23 protein-coding genes are annotated in these 21507 nt (G+C 66.8%); 11 read left to right on the top strand and 12 right to left on the bottom strand.

Annotation, left to right across the window (positions count from 1 at the left end; translation table 11 throughout):
• The coding region (locus AC1D2E_RS15235) for a hypothetical protein (protein WP_478198163.1) at positions 1–1575 on the top strand (1575 nt) is incomplete at its 5' end.
• On the opposite strand, the gene AC1D2E_RS15240 is transcribed toward AC1D2E_RS15235, so the two are convergent.
• The 4 genes from AC1D2E_RS15240 to lexA form a co-directional block, all read right to left on the bottom strand.
• Positions 1565–2737 carry an MFS transporter gene (locus AC1D2E_RS15240; RefSeq protein WP_478198164.1) on the bottom strand — a complete coding sequence of 391 codons (1173 nt, stop codon included), beginning with the start codon at positions 2735–2737 and terminating at the stop codon, positions 1565–1567. The genes AC1D2E_RS15235 and AC1D2E_RS15240 overlap by 11 nt on opposite strands.
• Positions 2734–3741 carry a D-2-hydroxyacid dehydrogenase family protein gene (locus AC1D2E_RS15245; protein WP_478198165.1) on the bottom strand — a complete coding sequence of 336 codons (1008 nt, stop codon included), beginning with the start codon at positions 3739–3741 and terminating at the stop codon, positions 2734–2736. The genes AC1D2E_RS15240 and AC1D2E_RS15245 overlap by 4 nt, the downstream gene beginning before the upstream one ends.
• 64 nt (positions 3742–3805) lie before the next feature.
• Entirely contained in the window at positions 3806–4156 is a 351-nt protein-coding gene (locus AC1D2E_RS15250; RefSeq protein ID WP_478198166.1) for a hypothetical protein, read from the bottom strand.
• A 145-nt stretch (positions 4157–4301) separates the two neighbouring features.
• Complete coding sequence (gene lexA / locus AC1D2E_RS15255) at positions 4302–4976, bottom strand: transcriptional repressor LexA (RefSeq protein ID WP_286367640.1); 675 nt, start codon at positions 4974–4976, stop codon at positions 4302–4304.
• Between the two features lie 74 nt (positions 4977–5050).
• Here lexA and AC1D2E_RS15260 point away from each other — a divergent pair, with 74 nt between their 5' ends.
• Genes AC1D2E_RS15260 through AC1D2E_RS15270 form a run of 3 tightly spaced genes read left to right on the top strand, consistent with a single transcriptional unit; the run spans position 5051 to position 6964 of the window.
• A complete protein-coding gene (locus AC1D2E_RS15260; RefSeq protein ID WP_478198167.1) occupies positions 5051–6040 on the top strand; it encodes an asparaginase in 990 nt (329 codons plus the stop codon).
• Positions 6041–6044: 4 nt separating this feature from the next.
• Positions 6045–6461 carry a hypothetical protein gene (locus tag AC1D2E_RS15265; protein WP_478198203.1) on the top strand — a complete coding sequence of 139 codons (417 nt, stop codon included), beginning with the start codon at positions 6045–6047 and terminating at the stop codon, positions 6459–6461.
• A 29-nt stretch (positions 6462–6490) separates the two neighbouring features.
• Positions 6491–6964 (top strand): DUF6152 family protein, encoded by a 474-nt coding sequence (locus tag AC1D2E_RS15270; protein WP_478198168.1) that lies wholly within the window; start codon positions 6491–6493, stop codon positions 6962–6964.
• A gap of 1 nt (position 6965) precedes the next feature.
• On the opposite strand, the gene adk is transcribed toward AC1D2E_RS15270, so the two are convergent.
• From adk to AC1D2E_RS15300, 6 genes are all read right to left on the bottom strand, one after another.
• Positions 6966–7622, bottom strand: a complete 657-nt coding sequence (gene adk, locus AC1D2E_RS15275; RefSeq protein WP_478198169.1) for an adenylate kinase — start codon at positions 7620–7622, stop codon at positions 6966–6968.
• Between the two features lie 124 nt (positions 7623–7746).
• A complete protein-coding gene (gene kdsB / locus AC1D2E_RS15280; protein WP_478198170.1) occupies positions 7747–8514 on the bottom strand; it encodes a 3-deoxy-manno-octulosonate cytidylyltransferase in 768 nt (255 codons plus the stop codon).
• Positions 8515–8575: 61 nt separating this feature from the next.
• The gene (locus AC1D2E_RS15285; protein ID WP_478174210.1) at positions 8576–8758 is read right to left on the bottom strand and encodes a Trm112 family protein; all 183 of its coding nucleotides are present in this window, start codon (positions 8756–8758) and stop codon (positions 8576–8578) included.
• A complete protein-coding gene (gene lpxK, locus AC1D2E_RS15290) occupies positions 8739–9713 on the bottom strand; it encodes a tetraacyldisaccharide 4'-kinase (RefSeq protein WP_478198171.1) in 975 nt (324 codons plus the stop codon). The genes AC1D2E_RS15285 and lpxK overlap by 20 nt, the downstream gene beginning before the upstream one ends.
• Positions 9714–10139, bottom strand: coding sequence for an ExbD/TolR family protein (locus AC1D2E_RS15295; RefSeq protein ID WP_478174224.1), 426 nt, complete (start codon positions 10137–10139; stop codon positions 9714–9716).
• A 2-nt stretch (positions 10140–10141) separates the two neighbouring features.
• Positions 10142–10774, bottom strand: coding sequence for a MotA/TolQ/ExbB proton channel family protein (locus tag AC1D2E_RS15300; protein WP_478198172.1), 633 nt, complete (start codon positions 10772–10774; stop codon positions 10142–10144).
• A 310-nt stretch (positions 10775–11084) separates the two neighbouring features.
• On the opposite strand from AC1D2E_RS15300, the gene xseA reads away from it, so the two are divergent.
• The gene (xseA, locus tag AC1D2E_RS15305) at positions 11085–12362 is read left to right on the top strand and encodes an exodeoxyribonuclease VII large subunit (protein WP_478198204.1); all 1278 of its coding nucleotides are present in this window, start codon (positions 11085–11087) and stop codon (positions 12360–12362) included.
• 96 nt (positions 12363–12458) lie between these two features.
• Entirely contained in the window at positions 12459–13040 is a 582-nt protein-coding gene (locus AC1D2E_RS15310; RefSeq protein WP_478198173.1) for a superoxide dismutase, read from the top strand.
• Between the two features lie 68 nt (positions 13041–13108).
• On the opposite strand, the gene AC1D2E_RS15315 is transcribed toward AC1D2E_RS15310, so the two are convergent.
• Together AC1D2E_RS15315 and AC1D2E_RS15320 are read right to left on the bottom strand one after the other, a co-directional pair.
• Positions 13109–13561 carry a DUF192 domain-containing protein gene (locus AC1D2E_RS15315; RefSeq protein WP_478198174.1) on the bottom strand — a complete coding sequence of 151 codons (453 nt, stop codon included), beginning with the start codon at positions 13559–13561 and terminating at the stop codon, positions 13109–13111.
• 179 nt (positions 13562–13740) lie between these two features.
• A complete protein-coding gene (locus AC1D2E_RS15320) occupies positions 13741–14067 on the bottom strand; it encodes a cell envelope biogenesis protein TolA (protein WP_478174205.1) in 327 nt (108 codons plus the stop codon).
• Between the two features lie 190 nt (positions 14068–14257).
• Here AC1D2E_RS15320 and icd point away from each other — a divergent pair, with 190 nt between their 5' ends.
• The 5 genes from icd to sbcB all read left to right on the top strand — a co-directional run bounded on the left by icd (position 14258) and on the right by sbcB (position 21501).
• Positions 14258–15517, top strand: coding sequence for an NADP-dependent isocitrate dehydrogenase (icd, locus tag AC1D2E_RS15325; RefSeq protein WP_478174204.1), 1260 nt, complete (start codon positions 14258–14260; stop codon positions 15515–15517).
• A gap of 238 nt (positions 15518–15755) precedes the next feature.
• Positions 15756–16115, top strand: coding sequence for an ATP-dependent Clp protease adapter ClpS (clpS, locus tag AC1D2E_RS15330; protein WP_478174203.1), 360 nt, complete (start codon positions 15756–15758; stop codon positions 16113–16115).
• Positions 16116–16182: 67 nt separating this feature from the next.
• A complete protein-coding gene (gene clpA / locus AC1D2E_RS15335; protein WP_478198175.1) occupies positions 16183–18504 on the top strand; it encodes an ATP-dependent Clp protease ATP-binding subunit ClpA in 2322 nt (773 codons plus the stop codon).
• Positions 18505–18594: 90 nt separating this feature from the next.
• Positions 18595–20055 (top strand): cardiolipin synthase, encoded by a 1461-nt coding sequence (cls, locus tag AC1D2E_RS15340; protein ID WP_478198176.1) that lies wholly within the window; start codon positions 18595–18597, stop codon positions 20053–20055.
• A gap of 3 nt (positions 20056–20058) precedes the next feature.
• On the top strand, positions 20059–21501 hold the full coding sequence (gene sbcB / locus AC1D2E_RS15345) for an exodeoxyribonuclease I (RefSeq protein WP_478198177.1): 1443 nt from the start codon (positions 20059–20061) through the stop codon (positions 21499–21501).
• The last annotated feature ends 6 nt before the right edge of the window (positions 21502–21507 follow it).

Genomic DNA, 21507 nt, shown 5'->3' on the forward strand with positions numbered 1-21507 from the left:
CCTGCCGCGCGCGTCGCAGCCAGGCCGCCAGCGCAGCCGGCCGCGCCCGAAGCCCCGCGGGACCCCGGCGCCGGCCGGCCTCGGCTGCAGGTTGAGGCGCTGGAGCCGGCACCGGCGCTGGCCGGCAATCTCAAGGCCACGCCGGAGCTGAACCTGCCCGATGCGCCGGACCCGGTCCGCCGCGCCGCTGCGGCGGCACTCTGGAGTGCCCTCGATCCCGCCGCCGAGGAATCGCGACGGGAGGCCAAGCGCGTCAAGGACATGGAGGCCACGCTGGCCGCACTGCGCGAGCAGGCGGCGCAGAACCAGCGGACCCTGCTCGAAGTACGCAGCGAACTGGCCCAGGCGCGCGAGAGCCGCTACTTCAATCCCCTGGTCTATGCGCTGGTGGCGCTGCTGCTGCTGGCACTGATAGGCCTGTTGATGCTCTGGCGGCTGGCGCGCCGGGCGACGGCGCCGGCGTGGTGGGGCGATGCCGCGGCGGGGGCCGGCGACCCGCGCCGGCCGCGTCCGGACGGCGGCCTGCTCGACGACGACTTGGACCTCGATACCGAACCGCCGCGGGCCCGCCGCGGCGCTCCGCCCAGGACCTTCGGTCCGACACCGTTTGCTCGACTCGATGCGGACGACGACGAGGACGGGCTCGACAGCGGTCCGCACGCGCCGCTGCCCCATCCGGCGCAACTGGCCGAGGGCGCACCGGTGCGCTCGGTCAACACCGAAGAGCTGTTCGATGTGCAGCAGCAGTCCGACTTCTTCCTGTCGCTGGGACAGCACGACCAGGCCATCGCCGTGCTGCGCGAGCATATTGCCGCCAATCCCGGCACCAGCGCGTTGGCCTATCTCGATCTGTTGCGGATCTTCCATTCTCTCGATCGCCGGGACGACTACGCGCGGCTGGCCGAGGAGTTCGAGCGCGCCTTCAATGCCGATGTACCGTCATTCGAGCACTTCAGCGACACGGGCAAGGGGCTCGAGTACTACCCCAGCACGCTCGCTCGCATCGAGTCGCTGTGGCCGGCGCCGGGCACGCTGGCCCTGATCGAGGAGCTGGTGTTCCGTAAGCCCGGACGCCACGATGACGGGGCCTTCGATCTGGCCGCCTACCAGGAGCTTCTGCTGCTCTATTCGGTGGCCAAGGAAGTCATCGATCCCGCCAACGCGTCGCCCGCCGCCTTCGAGCCCCATGCCTTCGTCGCGCCCGTGGCGCGCGACTTTGCGCCGACGGCCTCTGCACCGATGGAGGCCGAGACTCCGCCTCGGACGCTGGGAGACGGGCCGGTGCTGCCGCCTTCGATCTACGGTTCGATCGATCAGGGCATGCAGCACGAAACGGTGATGGACCCGGAGCTCCGACCGCCATCGGCGGTTCCGCCCCCGGCCGACCCGCCGCCGCAGCTGCCCGATCTCGAGATGGACCTGGGCGCCTTCGACAAGACGGCCTACGAGACGATGCCGACGCCGCTCGAGCCGGTCAGGCCGCCGACGCCTTCCAACGATCCGCACGTGATCGATTTCGACCTCTTCGATCCGAGCACCGAGGCGGAAATCGCTCCGCGCCCGATCAAGCGCTGACGGCGAGCGCGCGACGCTGCGCCCGCCCCACCGTGACGCTCAGTGCAATGGCGAGCAGCACGGTGGCCAGGCCGACCCAGTTCATCCAGGCGATGGCGTCGTGGGCCAGCAGCCAGCCGCCGGCCGCCGCTCCCACCGCCTGGCCGACGTAGATGCCCGAGCTGTTCAGCGCCACCGAGCCCGGTGCGAGCGTCGGCGACAGCGAGACCAATCGTGCCTGCTGGGCCGAATTGGTGGCGAAGCAACCCAGGCCCCAGGGCACCAGGATCAGCGCCAGCGTGGCGAAGGTGATGGCCAGCGGCCACAACAGCAGGCTCAGCGCAATCAGCCCGCTGGTGACAAGCACCATGCGCGCGGCGCCGATGCGGTCGATGTAGCGGCTCACGACCATGTTGCCCAGCAGGCCGCAGGCGCCGAACCAGGCCCACAGCAGGCCCAGCTGGGTCGCGTCTGCGCCGAGGCCCTGCCGCACGACCGGCGCGAAGTAGCTGAACAGCACGAACTGGCCGGCGCCCTGCAGCGCGGTGACGGAAACCACGCCCATCAGCAACGGGCTCTTCAGGACGCTGCCCCAAGCCGAGCGTGACAGCGCGGGAGGGCGGATGCCCGGGGGCAGCTTGAGCCAGATCCACGCCGCGCTGGCGAGCGAGAGCAGGGCGATGACGCCGAAGGCCGCCCGCCAGCCGAAGTGCCCACCGACCAACGCACCGATCGGCAGCCCCAGCACCGAGGCCATGGACCAGCCGAGGAAGACGAAGGTGACGGCCCGGCCGCGCTGCTCGGTCGCCACCAGCAAGCCGGCACAGGCGGCTGCCTGCGCGGTGAAGACGGCAGGTGCGACCACGGTCAGCATGCGAACCGGCAACAAGCCGCCGAAGCTCGGCATCAATAGGGAGAGCAGGTGGCCGGCGGCGTACCAGAGCATGGTCCAGGCGAGCAGCAGCCGGCGGTCCCAGCCCGCGACCAGCGCTGCCAGCAAGGGGGCGCCGAGGCACATCACGATCGCGCCCGCGGTGATCAGCTGGCCGGCCGTGGCGGCGCTGACCTGCAGCGACTGGCTGAGTTCGTTGAGCGTGCCGGGCACCACCATCACGCCGGTGCCGATGACGAAATTGCCTGCCAGCAGGGCCCACAGGGCCGCCGGCAGCGCAGGGCGCTTCAACGGCGGACCTGCAGCGCGCCGGGGTTGACGATGTTGGTCGGATTGCCCTTGATGAAGCTCACGACGTTGTCGAAAGCCTGGCCGAAGTACATCTCGTAGCTCTCCTGCTCCACATAGCCGATGTGCGGCGTGCAGATGCAGTTTTCGAGCCGCAGCAGCGCGTGGCCCTGCAAGGGGGGTTCGCTTTCGAAGACATCGATCGCGGCCAGCCCGGGCCGTCCGCGGTTCAGTGCCGCCAGCAGTGCATCCTGCTCGACCAGCTCGGCGCGCGAGGTGTTGACGAACAGCGCGGTCGRCTTCATGCGCGAAAGATCCTCGAGCGTCACCAGGCTGCGGGTCTCGTCGCTCAGCCGCAGGTGGATCGACAGCACATCGGCCGCGGCAAAGAAGGCCTCGCGGTTGGGCGCCACCTGGAAACCATCGGAGCGTGCCTTGGCGCAGCTTTGCTCGCGGCCCCAGATCACGACCTGCATGCCGAAGGCCTGGCCATAGCGCGCCACCAGCTGACCGATGCGTCCATAGCCCCAGATGCACAGGGTCTTGCCCTTGAGCACTGAGCCCAGGCCGAAGTTCGGTGGCATCGAGGCCGACTTGAGGCCGGCCTGCTGCCAGGCGCCGTGCTTCAGGTTGCTGATGTACTGGGGCAGGCGGCGCATCGCGGCCATGATCAGTGCCCAGGTGAGTTCAGCGGGCGCYAGCGGCGAGCCCGATCCCTCGGCCACCGCGACGCCCTGTTCGGTGCAGGCATTGATGTCGATGTGCCCTCCGGCCCGGCCGGTCTGCGAGATCAGCTTGAGCTTGGGCAGCTTCTCGATCAGCTGGCGGGAGATCTGGGTACGTTCGCGGATCAGAACGATGACGTCTGCGTCCTTGAGTCGAACCGAGAGCTGTCCGATGCCCTTGACCGTGTTGGTATAGACCTTGGCCGCATAGGCGTCGAGCTTCGAGGCGCAATTCAGCTTGCGCACGGCGTCCTGATAGTCGTCGAGGATCACAATGTTCATGGCATGCCATTGTGCCTTGCACGAACGGCATGCTGTGACGGTCGGTCGACTTTGTGTCGGACTCTCAGTGCAAGTGGACGGGCCGTGGTAGGGCCTCGGCGGCTTCGAGCGCGACCAGGCGATCGAGTTCTGCGCATACGTCCGCCATTCGACCCGAGATCACCATGCGGCCGGCGGGGCGGCCCGGTTGATGCGCATCGACCATGCGGACCACGCGCAGGGGACGCACCGGCGCCGCACTTGCGGCGGCGGTGCCACCGGTTGCGCCTTGTCGCATTGCGCAGCTCGGACGGATCCCGACGTAGCGCAGGCCCGAGGACATGGCCCGGCCCGAGCGGCGACGCGGCATCCAGCGGTCGGCCAGCGATTGCAGTGGCGTCAGAAGATCAGCAATGCTGAGGAGAGCGATTCCCATGTGAACTCCAGAAAAGTCAGAGGTTGGACACAGGCAGGATTGCTTTCATCGGCCTCGACAGGGTGATGGCTCTTGGCCATACGCCCGCCACCTGTCGCGGCCGGATCGGGTGCGCATGCTGACCGCACGCGCGATGAAGCTCGGGTTACATCAGCATCGTGTTGCGGATCAGGCCGACCGCGAGCCCCTCGATTTCGAAGGGTTCGCCGGGCTGGACCACGATGGTGGGGTAGTCGGGGTTTTCGGCGTGAAGCTCGATGACCTGCTTGTTGCGCTTGAGGCGCTTGACCGTGACTTCGTCGCCCAGCCGCGCCACCACGATCTGGCCGTTGCGGGCTTCCTTGGTGGACTGGACCGCCAGCAGATCGCCGTCCATGATGCCGGCGTCGCGCATGGACATGCCGCGCACCTTGAGGAGGTAGTCGGGTTGGCGCTGGAAGAGGGTGTTCTCGACGTAGTAGGTCTGGTCGATGTGTTCCTGGGCCAGGATGGGCGAGCCGGCGGCCACGCGGCCGATCAGGGGCAGCGCCAGTTGGGCCATGCCGGGCAGCGAGAGCGAGAACTGGTTGTTGCGGGATTCGTTGAGGGAGCGCAGGGCGTCGCCCTTGAGGCGGATGCCGCGCGACGTGCCGCTCACGAGTTCGATGACGCCCTTGCGCGCCAGCGCCTGCAAGTGCTCTTCGGCCGCATTGGCCGATTTGAAGCCCAGCTCGGCGGCGATTTCGGCCCGCGTGGGCGGGGCGCCAGTGCGTGCGATGGCGCTCTGGATCAAATCGAGGATCTGCTGCTGGCGGGCTGTAAGCTTGACGGCGAACTGCATGATGGCTCCTGACGAGGCACTGGCTAAACGTCCAGTACCTGTATTTTTAACCAGTTTTCAAAAGTTGGCAAGCAATGGACGAAATCTCCATCCGTGACAGACGCCGCGTGATCGTCCTCGGTACCGGCGGGACCATCTCCGGCCGTGCCGGTGCGGCGAACGACAACATCGGCTACACCGCGGGCGAAGTTTGCGTCGGCGATCTGCTGCAGGGCATCGACGCGCCGTCCGGCGTTTCGCTCGAGACCGAGCAGGTGGCTCAGGTCGACAGCAAGGACATGGGCTTCGCCATTTGGCGGACGCTGGCGCATCGTTGTGCGCACTGGCTCGCCGAGCCGGATGTGGCGGGCGTGGTCATCACCCACGGGACCGACACGCTCGAGGAGACTGCCTTCTTCCTGCAGTCGGTGCTGGCGCCCTCGAAGCCGGTGGTCCTGACTTGCGCGATGCGGCCTGCAAGCGCCCTGGCGCCTGACGGGCCGCAGAATCTGCGCGACGCGATCAGCGTCGCCGCCACGCCGGGGGCGCGCGGCGTGGTCGCGGTGTGTGCCGGCACCGTCCACAGCGCTTTCGAGGTGCAAAAGGTCCACACCTATCGGCTCGATGCCTTCGATTCCGGCGATGCCGGACCGTTGGCCTACGTCGAGGAAGCGGCGGTGCGACAGCTCAGGGACTGGCCGGCGACCGATCCGGCCGCACGGGCGTCCTACGATCGCATCGCGGCCTCGACGGCCTGGCCGCGCGTCGAGATCCTGGCGAGCCATGCCGAAGCGAGGGGAACCCTCGTCGACTTGCTGCTCGACGAGCGCCGCCGCGGCGTGGCCGAGCCGGTGCAGGGGATCGTGCTGGCCGCGACCGGCAATGGAACGCTGCATCAGGCGCTCGAGGCGGCGGCCCTCAGGGCGCAGGCCGAAGGTGTGGCGGTGCTGCGGGCGACGCGCTGCGCCGAGGGGCGGATCCTGCCGAAGCCGAACCAGAGCCTGCGTGACGCCGGCGCGCTGACGCCGGTCAAGGCGCGGATCGCGCTGATGCTGGAACTGCTCGCCGGCGGTGCCGCCCACTGACGCGATGCTCGACGCGCTGCGATCGACCCCTTGGGCCTATCCGGCGCTGGAGGCGGTGCACATCGTCGGCATCGCGCTGCTGCTCGGCAACCTGGTGGCGCTCGAGGCGCGTGTCTTCGGTCGCGCCGCGACCTTGCCGGTGGCGGGCCTGGCAAGGCTCTCGCTGAGCATCGTGCTGACCGGCTTCGCATTGGTGGCGCTCAGCGGATCGCTGATGTTCGCCACGCAGCCGGCCGAACTGCTCGCCAACCGTGCGTTCCAGGTCAAGATGGGGTTGCTGGTGCTGGCCGGCGGCAATGCACTGTGGTTCCATGGCCGCCGTTCGCTGGCCAAACTTGACCTGCTGGCGCGGGTACAGATGTTGTCGTCCACTGCGATTTGGCTGGCGGTCGTGTTCTGCGGCCGCTGGATCGCCTATTGAGCGCCTTCAGTCCGAAAGGAGCTTCCCGCATGAAACGTCGCAGCCTCATGTTCGCCGCCGTCACGCTCCCCGGCGCCATGCCCTTCGCGTGGGCCCACCATGGATGGAGCAGTTTCGACCAGGACCGGCCGCTCTACCTCGAAGGCAAGGTGTTGAGTTCGCGCTGGCAGAACCCGCATGCCGAACTGACGATCGAGGTGCCGGCCGACCTCAAGGTGCCCGCCGACCTGTCGCAGCGCGCCTTGCCGGCGCAGAGCGCGCCGGTCGACGGCCCGGGCCTGCTCGCCAAGGCGACGGTTCCGCGCCGCAAGGACCGCCAGTGGGAGCTCGAACTGGCACCGCTGACGAGGATGGAGGCCTGGAAGGTGCGCGAAATCCAGCCCGGCAGCACGATCTCCGTCGTCGGTTTCGCCACCAAGGACGAAAAGGGCGATGCCGTGCTTCGAGTCGAATACCTGTTCGCCGACGGCAAGGCCTACGGGCTGCGTTCCAGCCCGGCCTGAATCAGCTGGACAGGGCGGCGAGCGCGCGCTGGGTGATGTCGTCGACGCTGCCGACGCCGCTGATCGCGCGGTACTTCGGCGCGGCTGCCGGTTCGACCTTGGCCCAGTTCGAGTAATAGTCGACCAGCGGACGTGTCTGCTGGCTGTAGACCTCGAGCCGCTTGCGCACGGTCTCTTCCTTGTCGTCCTCGCGCTGGATCAGGTCCTCGCCGGTGAGGTCGTCCTTGCCTTCGGTCTTCGGCGGGTTGAACTTCAGGTGGTAGATGCGTCCCGAGGCGGGATGCGAGCGGCGCCCGCTCATGCGCTCGACGATGTCCGAGAAGGGCACGTCGATCTCGAGCACGTAGTCGAGCTTGACGCCGGCCGCGCGCATCGCTTCGGCCTGGGGGATGGTGCGCGGGAAGCCGTCGAAGAGAAAGCCCTGCGCGCAGTCCGGCAGCGCGATGCGCTCCTTGACCAGGTTGATGATCAGATCGTCGCTCACCAGCGCGCCCGATGCCATGACGGCCTGGGCCTGGAGGCCCAGCGGCGTGCCGGCCTTGACGGCGGCCCGCAGCATGTCGCCAGTGGAGATCTGGGGGATGCCGTACTTCTGGCAAATGAAGGCCGCTTGCGTGCCTTTTCCTGCCCCGGGGGCGCCCAACAAAATCAGTCTCATGGTGTCCTCGGAAGGTTCTTTGATTTCTGTCGCGCCACGGTGTGCATGAAGCACGGTCCAGGGCGGAGTTTGCTTCGAGGATAGCATGGGGTGCGGGCCCGGTCCGGCCCGCAGGCGCTCGCTTCTAGGCGCTGAAGAGGGCGCGGACCCGCGCCAGGTCCTCCGGCGTGTCGATGCCCGGACCCGGCGCATGCGCGCTGACATGAACCGCAATTCGGTGGCCGTGCCACAGCGCGCGCAGTTGTTCGAGGGCCTCGGTCGCCTCGACCGGCGCCGGCGGCAGGTCGGGGAAGCCGCGCACGAAGCCGGCCCGGTAGGCGTAGATGCCGATGTGGCGAAGCGGCGCCGGCGCGGCCGGCAGCGCGGTCGGGCCGCTGGCGGCGAAGCCGTCACGCCACCAGGGGATCGGCGCGCGGCTGAAATAGAGCGCATTGCCCGCGGCATCGAGCACGGTCTTGACCACGTTCGGATTGACGAAATCCTCCAGCGAATCGATCGCATGCGCCGCGGTGCTCATCGCGGCGCCGGGATGCATCGCCAGCATCTCGGCCACGGCGTCGATCAGGCCCGGCTCGATCAGCGGCTCGTCGCCCTGGACGTTGACGACGATCGCGTCGTCGGCCAGGCCGAGCTGTGCGCAGGCTTCGGCCAGCCGGTCGCTGCCGCTCGCGTGATCTGTGCGTGTCAGCAGGGCGCGAACGCCGTGCGCGCTGCAGGCATCGACGATGCGGGCATCGTCCGCCGCCACCACTACGCTGGCGGCGCCCGAACGGGCGGCCTGCTGGGCGACGCGAACCACCATCGGCAGGCCGGCGATGTCGGCCAGCGGCTTGTCCGGCAGCCGCGTCGACGCCAGTCGAGCCGGGATCAGGACGGTGAATGCGGTGTTCAAGGGGAAGCTCCGTGCTGCGCACTGCGGTGCGAGCTCGCTTGGGAGCGGCCCGGTGCGGTGCTCACAGCCCCAACTCTTCGTCGGAAAGGGTGCGCGCCTCGTTTTCGAGCAGCACCGGAATGCCGTCGCGCACGGGGTAGGCGAGGCGGGCGCTGCGCGAGACCAGTTCCTGCTTCTCGGCGTTCCAGGTCAGGGGGCCCTTGGTGACGGGGCAGACGAGCAGTTCAAGCAGCTTGGTGTCCATCGCTCGATGATAGCTTTGCGTCGAGTGCGGCGAAGAAGCCGGGCTCGGGTTCGAAGACCAGCGGAACGGCCAGCGCGGCCGGGGCCTTGCGCCACAGTTTCACGGCGTCCTTCTCGGTGCACAGCAGAAGCTGGCCGGAGCCTCCGGGCGGGCTCCAGTGGCTGAAATCGTCATGGTCGGGCAGCGCGATGCATTGCGCCGGCAGCACACCCCGCGCGCGCAGCATGTCGAAGAAGCCCTCGGGCTTGGCGATCGCCGCGACCGCGACCAGCGGGCGTCCGGCCAACGAGGCCAGCGGCACGTGGCTTCCGTCGCGCTGCAGCGCGTGGTCCGCGAGCGTGCGCCGGGCCCTGAAGCCGGCAAACGCGGGCTGCTCGCCGGTATGGAGGACCAGGTCGCAATGGCGCGGCCAGGGCTCGCGCAACAGGCCCGCCGGAAGCAGCCAGCCATTGCCGATACCGCGGTCGTCGAAGACGCAGATCTCGACGTCGCGGGCCAGGGCGAGATGCTGCAGGCCGTCGTCGCTCACGATCACCTGGGTCGACGGATGGCGGGCGAGCAGGGCACGGACCGCCTCGATGCGACGCCGGGCCACGAACACCGGCACACCGGTCGAGCGGCGGATCAGCGCCGGTTCGTCGCCGACCGCCGCCGGATCGCTGTCGTCCAGCACCTCTCGGCAATCCTGCGTGCTGCGGCCATAGCCGCGCGAGACGACGCCGACGCGCAGGCCGCGGGCCGCCAGGTGCCGCACGATCGCCATCACCACCGGCGTCTTGCCGGAGCCGCCGGCGATCACGTTGCCGACGATGACGACCGGCACGCCGGCACCTTCGGTGCGCAGTACGCCCCGCCGATAGAGGGTTCTCCGGAGCGCTGCCAGCCCGCCGAACAGCAGCGACAGCGGCCACAACAAGCGGGCCTGCACGCCGCGTCGCAGCCAGGCGTCCCGCAACTAGCGCCCCGCCTGAGTGGCCGACTGGGTGGCGAAGGTGATCTGCATCAGTCCGGCCCGGCGCGCCGCTTCCATCACCGTGATGACCGATTGATGGGCCGCGCTGGCGTCGGCGCTGATGATCACGACGTTGTCCTTGGCGCCGCCGGCGGCGGCCGTCAGGGCTGCGGTCACGGTCTCGACGTTGCGGTCCGGCAGCACCGTCTTGTTGATCGAATAACGGCCGTCGGCCGACACGGCGACGATCACTTCTTTCGGATAGTCGCGCTGGGCCTCGACGTCGGCCACCGGCAGCCGGAGCTGCATCTCGGTGAACTTGCTGTAGGTGGTCGACAGCATCAGGAAGATCAGCACGACCAGCAGCACGTCGATGAACGGGATCAGGTTGATCTCGGGCTCCTCGCGCGAGCCGTGGCGGAAGTGCATTCTCATCGGCGCAGCGTGTCCAGGTGGCGGGCGAAGCGCTCGCCGGCCAGTTCGAGGTTGAGCAGGTATTCGTCGACCCGGCTGCGGAAGTAGCGCCAGAAGATCAGCGCCGGAATGGCGATGATGAGGCCGAAGGCGGTGTTGTAGAGCGCAATGGAGATGCCGTGCGCCAGTTGCGCCGGATTGCCCGAGCCCACCGCGCCGTTGGCCGGCGATTGCGAGCCGAAGATCTCGATCATCCCGATCACGGTCCCGAGCAGGCCGAGCAGCGGCGCCGCCGACGCGATGGTGGCGAGAGCGGGCAGGTAGCGCTCGAGGCTGTGCGCCACCACGCGGCCGGCCGATTCCATCGACACGCGCAGGTCGTCCTCGGTCGCCATCGGATTGGTGTTGAGGGCGCGGAAGCCGGCGGCCAGCACTTCACCGAGGCCGGAGTTCTGTTCCAGCTTGGTGACCACGTCGGGGCCCGGAATCGACGCCCGCGAGACCGTGATCGCTTCGTCGAGCAGCTTGGGCGGCAGGACCCTGGAGGTCTTGAGACTGGTGAATCGCTCGATGACGAGCGCCATGCCGATCACCGAACAAGCGAGCAATGGCCAGATCGGCCAACCCGCAGCAACTATGATGGAAAACAAGGATTCCTCCGGCCCATGGACTGTCAATGCGCGGCGATTATCCACCCGCGCGGCGCGTTGTTACGAGAAGTATTCGTGTCGGCGCCGTCGCACAGAATATGTGGATAACTTTGTGACTAACACGCAGAGCAACCTGTCCAGGGCCGCGCCGGCTGGGCGTTTCCACAGATCGACTGAAAATTGAGCAGCACTTTTTCCAATGAAATCAATAGCTTGCACGGCAACCTGTGCCTGTGGTAGCGGTACCCCGATTTTTGGGGGGAGAGCAGTCCGCCTTGTGGACGACTCAGGCTTGTGACAGCGGCAAATGATGATTGAACGTGAGCAACCGCCCTCGTCTGGCGTGAGAGTGTGGGCCGTTGGCGCCTTGTGCCGGGCGGTCGCCGATGCGCTGGATGCGCGCTTCAACCCGGTCAGCGTGCGCGGCGAAATCTCGGGTTTCTCGCGGGCCGCCAGTGGCCACTGCTACTTCTCGCTGAAGGACGAATCCGGCCAGCTTCGCTGCGCCATGTTCCGGCGCGCCGCGAGCCTGCTCGATTTCGCGCCGCGCGACGGCGACCAGGTCGAAGTGCGCGGACGGCTCGCGGTCTACGAGCCGCGCGGCGACCTGCAACTGGTGGTCGAGAGCCTGCGCCGCGCCGGGCAGGGCGCCTTGTTCGAGCAGTTCCTGCAGCGCAAGGCCCGGCTCGAGGCCGAAGGGCTGTTCGATCCCGCGCGCAAGCGGGAACTGCCCATCCTGCCGCGCGCCATCGGGCTGGTGACCTCGCTCGGTGCCGCGGCGCTGCACGACGTCGTCACCGCATTGCGGCGCCGGGTGCCGCACATTCCGGTCGTGCTGGCGCCGGCGGCGGTGCAGGGCGCCGGCGCGCCGGCGGAACTGGTGCGCTCGCTCCAGTCCCTCTATGCGCTCGAGCCGAAGGTCGACGTCATCCTGCTGGTGCGCGGCGGCGGCTCGATCGAGGACTTGTGGGCCTTCAATGACGAGACCCTGGCGCGCACCATCGTGCAGAGTCCGGTGCCGGTGGTCAGCGGTGTCGGCCACGAGACCGACTTCACCATTGCGGACTTCTGCGCCGACGTGCGCGCACCCACCCCGACCGCCGCCGCCGAGCTGGTCGCGGCACCGCGCGAGCTGTGGCTCGGGGCGCTCGGCCTGCTCGAGGATCGGCTGCGCGACGCCATCTCGAGCCGCCTCGACGTCCTGGGCCAGCGCCTCGATGTCGCGACGAGCCGCCTCGGGCGCCCGTCGACGCTGGTGGCGCGCCAGCGCCTGGGCCTCGCCCACCAAGCGCAGCGCCTGCACTACGCGGTGCTCTCCCGGACCGGCCGCTTCGCGCAGGCGCATCAGGCCTTGCAGGCGAGGGCGCCGCTCGGACTGCGCAGTACGCTCGCCCGCCACCACGAACGGCTCGAGCGTGCCGCGCTGCGCCTGCAGTTGCTCGATCCCGCGCTGGTGCTGCAGCGGGGCTATGCCTGGCTGACGGACGCCGATGGCCGAGCGGTCACGCGGGCCGCCGATCTGGCGCCGGGCGACCCGGTCAGAGCGCAGCTGGCCGACGGCGCGGTGGACCTGAAAGTGGTGCAATAAGGGCCGCAACAGGGACATCGCGGCGACGTCCGACGTCCGTTGCACGAATCCTTCCTAGAATCTCCGATTCCCTCAACCAACCCGCGAGAAAAAAACATGGAACACGTTCTTCCTCCTCTGCCGTATCCGCTCGACGCCCTGGCGCCCGAGTATTCGAAGGAAACGATGGAATACCACTACGGCAAGCACCACAATGCGTATGTCGTGAACCTGAACAACCTCCAGAAGGGCACCGAGTTCGAGAGCATGACGCTCGAGGAAATCGTCAAGAAGTCCAGCGGCGGCATCTACAACAACGCGGCCCAGATCTGGAACCACACCTTCTTCTGGAACTGCATGAAGCCGGCCGGCGGCGGCGAACCCAGCGGCGCCCTGGCCAAGGCGATCGACGCCAAGTGGGGCAGCTACGCGGCCTTCAAGGAAGCCTTCGTGAAGTCGGCGGTCGGCAACTTCGGCTCCGGCTGGACCTGGCTGGTGAAGAAGGCCGACGGCTCGGTGGACATCGTCAATACCGGCGCCGCCGGGACGCCCCTGACCACCGCCGACAAGGCGCTGCTGACGGTCGACGTCTGGGAGCACGCCTACTACATCGACTACCGCAACCTGCGCCCCAAGTATGTCGAGACCTTCCTCGCGAAGCTGGTGAACTGGGACTTCGTCGCCAAGAACTTCGGCTGATTCCCCATTTTCGAGGACCGAAAGGAAGCCGACCCGCGGGTCGGCTTTTTGCTGGTCGGGCGGCCGGATCAGCGGCGGTTGGCGAACAGCTCGCCGCCGAGCTTGGACCCGGCCTTGATGTTCTTCTTCGCGAACCAGCCCTGGTTCATCTCGAGCACGAAGCGGACCGGTTCCTTGGAGCAGTGCGAATCCTCGGTCATCGGCTGCATGTCGGCCAGGTTCACGATGCGGCCGTCGTCGGCGACGAAGGCGGCGGTCAGCGGCAGCAGGGTGTTCTTCATCCAGAAGCACTGGGTGGCGGACTGTTCGAAGACAAACACCATGCCCTCGGTCGGCGGCATTTCCTTGCGGAACATCAGGCCGATTTCGCGTTCCCGGGGCGACTGCGCCACCTGGGCGTCGATCTGGTACATGCCGGCTGATATGCGGGTCCGCGGCAATTGGCTTTGCGGTTCCTGGGCATTGGAAATAGCCGTCAATGAAACAGACAGCGCGAGAAGACTGAAAAAACGCATGAACATGGTCGACTTTCGGGGACGGCAACGCAAACAAGAATGCCCGCTGAGGCGGGCATGATCGATTGAGCGCAAAGCTTACCTCCTATTGGCCAGGATTGCCTGACCCAAAAGAACAGGGTCGGTTCGTCCGGGCAAAAAAAAGCGCTCCGTGGAGCGCCTTTTCAATGACCGGACGAATCCGATTACTGCGGCGTGCCGCCTTGCGGGTTCATCTTGCGAACGCTGCCGTCCTTGTTGCGGCGACGGTCGCTGCGGGTCTCGGCGCGTGCCTGGCCGGCCGTTGCTGCACCGCTCGGGGCTAGGCCGCCGCTGCCCTCAGCGGTCTTGGGGGCGTCGCCAGCTTGAGGACGCACTTCCCCTTGCGGCTTCGAGGCGCGGCGCTCGACGGCTCGCTGCTGGGGCTTGGAGTTGGTGATCGGCTGTTGTTCCGACGAGGCGCCGGCCGGATTTTGCGCATAGGCACCAGCTGCGAACAGGCCGGCCATCATGACTGCGAGAACTTTGCTCATTACGGATTCCTCAATGGAAATGGTTTGAAAACGCCTCCCGGCCGGCAGAAGGTCTGCCAACAACGGAGCCGGCACGGCGGTGGTTGACACATCCTTCGGGCTCCTCCGGTTGCGTCTAAAATTCTAAGGGTATTCAGGCGACTGGAAACCCGCTGTGTTCCGGCCTTCATCTCATCCGGAGTCTTGTCTCATGTCCAACTATCAGCACATCAAAGTCCCGACCGAAGGCCAGAAGATCACGGTCAACGCCGACAATTCGCTCAATGTGCCCGATCAGCCGATCATTCCATTCATCGAAGGCGACGGCACCGGACTGGATATCACGCCGGTCATGCTCAAGGTGGTCGATGCGGCCGTGGCCAAGGCCTACGGCGGCAAGCGGAAGATCCAGTGGATGGAGGTCTACGCCGGCGAGAAATCGACCCGGATCTACGGTCCCGACGTCTGGCTGCCCGAGGAAACCCTGGACGCCGTGCGCGACTACGTGGTGTCGATCAAGGGCCCGCTGACCACCCCGGTGGGCGGGGGCATCCGCTCGCTGAACGTCGCGTTGCGCCAGGAGCTGGACCTGTACGTCTGCCTGCGGCCGATCCAGTATTTCGAAGGCGTTCCGAGCCCGGTCAAGGAGCCCCAGAAAACCAACATGGTGATCTTCCGCGAGAACTCCGAAGACATCTATGCCGGCATCGAATTCGAAGCCGAGAGCGACAAGGCGAAGAAGCTCATCAAGATCCTGCAGGAGGAGTTCGGCGTCAAGAAGATCCGCTTTCCGAATACCTCCGGCATCGGCATCAAGCCGGTGTCGCGCGAGGGCACCGAACGCCTGGTTCGCAAGGCGATCCAGTACGCCATCGACAACGACAAGCCCAGTGTCACGATCGTGCACAAGGGCAACATCATGAAGTTCACCGAAGGCGGTTTCCGCGACTGGGCCTATGGTCTGGCGGCCAAGGAATTCGGTGCGGAACTGGTCGACGGCGGCCCGTGGATGAAGCTCAAGAGCCCGAAAAGCGGCAAAGAAATAACCGTCAAGGATTCGATCGCTGACGCTTTCCTGCAACAGATTCTGCTGCGGCCGGCCGAATACAGCGTGATCGCGACCCTCAACCTGAACGGCGACTACATTTCCGACGCTCTGGCGGCCCAGGTCGGCGGCATCGGCATCGCTCCCGGCGCCAATCTCAGCGACACGGTCGCGATGTTCGAAGCCACCCATGGCACGGCGCCGAAGTACGCGGGCAAGGACTACGTGAAYCCGGGTTCCGAGATCCTCTCGGCCGAAATGATGCTGCGCCACATGGGCTGGACCGAAGCCGCCGACCTGGTCATCCGCTCGATGGAGAAGTCGATCGCCAGCAAGAAGGTCACCTACGACTTCGCAAGGCTCATGGAAGGCGCCACCCAGGTCAGCTGCTCGGGCTTCGGGCAGGTGATGATCGACAACATGTAAAAAGTGGCCGAAGCGTCCGCTCGGACGCTTCGCTCCCGAGCCCCGGGCCGACAGGCGCCGGGGCTTTTTCATGGCCGTAAAAACCCTCGGGCAGCAGGCCTTTGCGCCGTCGGGGCATGCTGCTTGCATCCGTTGAAACGTGCTCTCCTGGCCGCATTCGCCTTGAATGTCACAAAGCCGCCACCAGTTGTGTCACATCGTCGAGTGCAACCGGCGGCGGCTCTATAAAATGAATTTCATGGCTACCAGAATCCCTTCGACCCCCAAGACGCCGCCGGCCGTGAAGCCGAGGCGGGACGATGGCGATGCGGTCGTGCTCGAGCGGCGACCGCAGAAGACCGCGCCGCCCCAGATGTTCCAGGTCGTGATGCTGAACGACGACTACACGCCGATGGAATTCGTCATCGTCGTGATCCAGGAGTTCTTCAGCAAGGACCGGGAGACCGCGACCCAGATCATGCTCAAGATCCACCTCGATGGCCGGGGTGTCTGCGGGGTGTACTCCCGCGACATGGCGGCCACCAAGGTCAATCAGGTGATGGAAGCGGCGCATCAGGCCGGGCACCCGCTGCAATGCGTCAGCGAACCGGTCGAGTGAACCTGTTGAATTGAGCGCGCTCCAACCCATCTGAGAAATTATTTACAGCAAGGCAAAAGGAAATCACATGATTGCCCAGGAACTGGAAGTCAGCCTGCACATGGCTTTTGTAGAAGCCAGGCAGCAGCGCCACGAGTTCATCACGGTGGAGCACCTGCTGCTCGCTTTGCTGGACAACCCGAGTGCCGCGGAGGTTCTGCGCGCCTGTTCGGCCAATGTCGACGACCTCCGGGCGTCGCTCACCAACTTCATCAAGGACAACACGCCCCAGGTGGCGGGTACCGACGATGTCGACACCCAGCCGACGCTGGGTTTCCAGCGCGTGATCCAGCGCGCCATCATGCATGTGCAGTCCACCGGCAACGGCAAGAAGGAAGTCACCGGCGCCAATGTGCTGGTCGCGATCTTCGGCGAGAAGGATTCGCATGCGGTCTACTACCTGCACCAGCAGGGCGTGACGCGCCTCGACGTGGTGAACTTCATCGCCCACGGCATCAAGAAGAGCGATCCGCCGGAAGCCGCCAAGGGCAGCAGCGACGCTTCGTCGGGTGATGGCGAGGAAGGCGGCGGCGAGAAGAACGAGAAGTCCTCTCCGCTCGAGCAGTTCACGCAGAACCTCAACCAGCTTGCCAAGGAAGGCAAGATCGATCCGCTGATCGGCCGCGAATACGAGGTCGAGCGCGTGATCCAGATCCTGTGCCGCCGGCGCAAGAACAACCCGCTGCTGGTGGGCGAAGCCGGCGTCGGCAAGACCGCGATCGCCGAGGGCCTGGCCTGGCGCATCACGCAGAACGACGTGCCGGAAATCCTGGCCGAATCGAACGTGTATTCGCTCGACATGGGCGCGCTGCTGGCCGGCACCAAGTACCGCGGCGACTTCGAACAGCGCCTCAAGGGCGTGCTCAAGTCGCTCAAGGACAAGCCGAACGCGATCCTGTTCATCGACGAGATCCACACGCTGATCGGCGCCGGTGCGGCATCGGGCGGCACGCTCGACGCATCCAACCTGCTCAAGCCGGCGCTGTCGAGCGGCCAGCTCAAGTGCATCGGCGCGACGACGTTCACCGAATACCGCGGCATCTTCGAGAAGGATGCGGCCCTGTCGCGTCGCTTCCAGAAGGTCGACGTGGTCGAGCCGACGGTGCAGGAAACCGTCGACATCCTGAAGGGCCTGAAGTCGCGCTTCGAGGAGCACCATGGCGTCAAGTACGGCGTGGCCGCATTGCAGGCCGCCGCCGAACTGAGCGCCAAGTACATCAACGACCGTCACCTGCCCGACAAGGCGATCGACGTGATCGACGAAGCCGGTGCGGCCCAGCGCATCCTGCCCGCGAACAAGCGCAAGAAGACCATCAGCAAGACCGAGGTCGAGGAGATCGTCGCCAAGATCGCGCGCATCCCCCCGGCCAACGTCTCGAACGACGACCGTGGCAAGCTGCAGACCATCGAGCGCGACCTCAAGAGCGTGGTGTTCGGCCAGGACAAGGCGCTTGAAGTGCTGGCTTCTGCCGTCAAGATGGCACGTTCGGGCCTGGGCCGCGACGACAAGCCGATCGGCTCGTTCCTGTTCAGCGGCCCCACCGGCGTCGGCAAGACCGAAGCAGCGAAGCAGCTGGCCTACATCATGGGCATCGAGCTGATCCGCTTCGACATGTCGGAGTACATGGAGCGCCATGCGGTGAGCCGCCTGATCGGCGCGCCTCCGGGCTATGTCGGTTTCGACCAGGGCGGCCTGCTGACCGAGGCCATCACGAAGAAGCCGCACGCGGTGCTGCTGCTCGACGAAATCGAGAAGGCGCACCCGGACATCTTCAACGTGCTGCTGCAGGTCATGGACCACGGCACCTTGACCGACAACAACGGACGCAAGGCCGACTTCCGCAACGTGATCATCGTGATGACCACCAATGCGGGGGCCGAGACCATGAACAAGGCGACCATCGGCTTCACCAACCCGCGCCAGGCGGGTGACGAGATGGCCGACATCAAGCGCCTGTTCACGCCGGAGTTCCGCAACCGTCTGGACGCGATCGTGAGCTTCAAGGCGCTCGACGAGCAGATCATCCTGCGCGTGGTCGACAAGTTCCTGCTGCAGCTCGAGACCCAGCTGGCCGAGAAGAAGGTCGACGTCACCTTCACCGACGCGCTGCGCAAGCACCTGGCGAAGAAGGGCTTCGATCCGCTGATGGGCGCACGCCCGATGCAGCGCCTGATCCAGGATACGATCCGTCGTGCCCTGGCCGACGAGCTGCTGTTCGGTCGCCTGCAGGACGGCGGTCGCCTGACCGTCGACCTGGACGACAAGGAAGAAGTGCAGCTCGACATCCAGCCGCTGCCGAAGAAGGAAGGCMRGGCCAAGCCCGAAGCCGAAGAAGCGGCGGCAGGTTGAGCCACTTCCGCCACAGCGGCGGAATCGTCCGATCAGAAGGCCGGTAGCATTGCTACCGGCCTTTTTCGTTTCACCCGAGATTCTTTGCCCTTGATCGTCCCCGAGCTCAGCCAGGAATGGAAGACCGGCCTCTCCCTCGCGTGGAGCGGCTACATCGCGGTCCTGTCCATCTGGATCGTGATGCAGAAGCGTGCGCCGGTGTCGACGATGGGCTGGATTCTGTCGCTGGCGCTGCTGCCGTTCGCGGGCTTCCTGATCTACTATTTCCTCGGGCCGCAGCGGCTCAGGAAGCAGCGCCTGCGGCGGCTTCGCAGCCGCGCCGGCGCGCTGGCCCCGTCCGATGTGGCGATGCTGCGCGAAGCCAGGGAGCAGGCGCCGCCGGCCTTGCGCCAGATGGCCGCGCTCGGCATGGCGGCCTGTGGACTGCCGGTGTCGAGCGCGACCTCTGCCAGGCTGTTGTCGGGCGGTGCGTGCACCTTCGACGCGATCTTCGAGGCCGTTCGCGAGGCGCGCGACCACGTCCATCTCGAGTACTACATCTTCGAGCCCGACCGGATCGGTACCGCGCTGCGCGATCTGCTGATCGAGCGCGCCCGGGCCGGCGTCACGGTGCGGCTGCTGCTCGACGCGCTGGGTTCCAAGCGCATCGACCGCAAGTTCATGGCGCCGATGCGTGCGGCCGGCGTCCACGTCGCGCTGTTTCACGAGACCCGCATCGGCCGCCGGCTGCGGCCGGTGACCAACTACCGGACGCACCGCAAGATCGTCGTCTGCGATGGCCGCGTGGGCTTCACCGGCGGCGTCAACATCACCGACGACGAAGACGGTCGCACCCGCGCCGATGCCTATCACGATGTCCACCTGCGCATCGAAGGCAGTGCAGTGCGCTGGTTGCAGACCACCTTTCTCGAGGACTGGACCTATGCGACCGGCGAGGACCCGCGGCAGCTGGACAACACGGCCATGGCGCACCTGCTGCCGCCCCTTCCGCCCCGGGGCGGTGCGCGCGACATTCCGGTGCAGATCATCACCAGCGGGCCGGACAGCCCGCTCGAGGCCATCCATCGCATGCACCTGGCGGCGATCCAGTCGYCGGTGCATCGCGCCTGGCTCACGACGCCGTACTTCGTCCCGGGCGAGCCCGCGCTGATGGCGCTGACCAGCGCAGCGCTGCGCGGCGTCGATGTCCGGCTGCTGGTGCCGCGGCGCAGCGATTCGCTGGTCGTGAGCGCGGCGGCGCGTTCCTACTACGACGAGCTGATCGCGGCCGGCGTCAAGGTGTGGGAGTACAAGGCGCGCATGCTGCACTCGAAGACGCTGGTGGTGGACGACAACTGCGCCATGATCGGCACGGCGAACTTCGACAACCGCAGCTTCCGCCTGAATTTCGAGGTTTGCGCCGTGATCTACGGGACGACGCTGGCCAAGCCGCTGGAGGCGCAGTTCGAGACCGACTTGCGCAATGCGTCCCCGGTGCGGGCCAACCGCCATCAGCCTTTCGTGCGCCGCCTGGGCGATTCGTTCGCCCGCCTTTTTTCCCCTTTGCTTTGATCCATGGCCTCTCACACCTTCCTCTGGCACGACTACGAAACCTTCGGTGCGGTGCCGCGCCGCGACCGTCCTTCACAGTTCGCCGCCATCCGGACCGATGCCGGGCTCAACGAGGTCGGCGAGCCGCTGATGATCTACTGCCAGCCCGCGCCCGACTACCTGCCGAGCCCCGAGGCCTGCCTGATCACCGGGATCACGCCGCAGCAGTGTCTGGAGCGCGGCATTCCCGAGCATCAATTCGCAGCCCGGATCGAACGCGCGTTCTCCCAGCCCGGCACCATCGGCGTGGGCTACAACACGATCCGCTTCGACGACGAGGTGACGCGCTTCCTGTTCTGGCGCAACCTGATCGATCCCTATGCGCGCGAGTGGCAGAACGACTGTGGCCGCTGGGATCTGCTGGACGTCGTGCGGCTGACCTATGCGCTGCGTCCCGACGGCATCGAATGGCCCAGGAAGGCCGATGGCAGCCAGAGCTTCAAGCTCGAGGATCTGGCGCGTGCCAACGGGCTGCTGCATGAAGCGGCGCACGATGCGCTGTCGGACGTTCGCGCCACGATCGCGCTGGCTCGCCTGATCCGCGAGAAGCAGCCCAAGCTGTTCGACTTCGCGTTCGGGCTGCACCGCAAGGACCGGGTCGCGGCCGAACTCGGCCTGCCGGCCACGCGCGAGACCGCGCGGCCCTTCCTGCACGTGTCGGGCATGTTCCCGGCCGAGCGCGGCTGCCTGGCCGTGATGTGGCCGCTGGCCAGCCACCCGACCAACAAGAACGAGCTGCTGGCCTGGGACCTGGCGCATGACCCGAGCGAGCTGCGCGATCTCGATGTCGAGACGCTGCGGCTGCGGTTGTTCACGCGCAGCGCCGAGCTGCCCGAGGGCGTGCAGCGGCTGCCGCTCAAGGGCATTCACCTGAACAAGTCGCCGATGGTGGTCGGCAATCTCAAGACGCTGGCGCCGGCGATGGCGGCGCGCTGGGGCATCGACCTCGAGGCCGCTCTGCGCCATGCGGCGATCGCCGCGGCCTTGCCCGACATGAGCGCGATCTGGCCGCGGGTCTACGAGCGGCCCCGCGAAGGGACGCCGGATGTCGACGAGGATCTCTACGGCGGCTTCGTCGGCAACGGCGACCGGCGCCGGCTCAACGAACTGCGGAGCCTGTCGCCGGCCGAGCTCGCGCGCTCGCGGACCGGTTTCGACGACCCCCGGCTCGAGGAACTGCTGTTTCGCTACCGTGCCCGCAATTTCGTCGACACGCTCAGCGAGGAAGAGGCCGAACGATGGGAGGCGCACCGCGTGGCGCGGCTGCTCGAAGGCGAGGGCGGCGCACGCAACGTCGACGCGCTGTTCGCCGAGATCGACACGCTGGCCGAGACGGCGGACGCGCGTGCCGAAGAAATCCTCGGTGCGTTGTACGAGTATGCCGAGGCGATCGCGCCGACCGTGTGAGGCATC

The organism is Variovorax sp. P1_H2, from assembly GCF_056405295.1.

Coding starts and splice junctions, on each gene's coding strand:
- xseA (WP_478198204.1), top strand. CDS start 11,085: ATGATTGAACGTGAGCAACCGCCCTCGTCTGGCGTGAGAGTGTGGGCC.
- AC1D2E_RS15315 (WP_478198174.1), bottom strand. CDS start 13,561: ATGTTCATGCGTTTTTTCAGTCTTCTCGCGCTGTCTGTTTCATTGACG.
- AC1D2E_RS15260 (WP_478198167.1), top strand. CDS start 5,051: ATGGACGAAATCTCCATCCGTGACAGACGCCGCGTGATCGTCCTCGGT.
- AC1D2E_RS15250 (WP_478198166.1), bottom strand. CDS start 4,156: ATGGGAATCGCTCTCCTCAGCATTGCTGATCTTCTGACGCCACTGCAA.
- lexA (WP_286367640.1), bottom strand. CDS start 4,976: ATGCAGTTCGCCGTCAAGCTTACAGCCCGCCAGCAGCAGATCCTCGAT.
- AC1D2E_RS15295 (WP_478174224.1), bottom strand. CDS start 10,139: ATGCACTTCCGCCACGGCTCGCGCGAGGAGCCCGAGATCAACCTGATC.
- AC1D2E_RS15320 (WP_478174205.1), bottom strand. CDS start 14,067: ATGAGCAAAGTTCTCGCAGTCATGATGGCCGGCCTGTTCGCAGCTGGT.
- AC1D2E_RS15270 (WP_478198168.1), top strand. CDS start 6,491: ATGAAACGTCGCAGCCTCATGTTCGCCGCCGTCACGCTCCCCGGCGCC.
- clpS (WP_478174203.1), top strand. CDS start 15,756: ATGGCTACCAGAATCCCTTCGACCCCCAAGACGCCGCCGGCCGTGAAG.
- AC1D2E_RS15265 (WP_478198203.1), top strand. CDS start 6,045: ATGCTCGACGCGCTGCGATCGACCCCTTGGGCCTATCCGGCGCTGGAG.
- sbcB (WP_478198177.1), top strand. CDS start 20,059: ATGGCCTCTCACACCTTCCTCTGGCACGACTACGAAACCTTCGGTGCG.
- adk (WP_478198169.1), bottom strand. CDS start 7,622: ATGAGACTGATTTTGTTGGGCGCCCCCGGGGCAGGAAAAGGCACGCAA.
- AC1D2E_RS15285 (WP_478174210.1), bottom strand. CDS start 8,758: ATGGACACCAAGCTGCTTGAACTGCTCGTCTGCCCCGTCACCAAGGGC.
- AC1D2E_RS15310 (WP_478198173.1), top strand. CDS start 12,459: ATGGAACACGTTCTTCCTCCTCTGCCGTATCCGCTCGACGCCCTGGCG.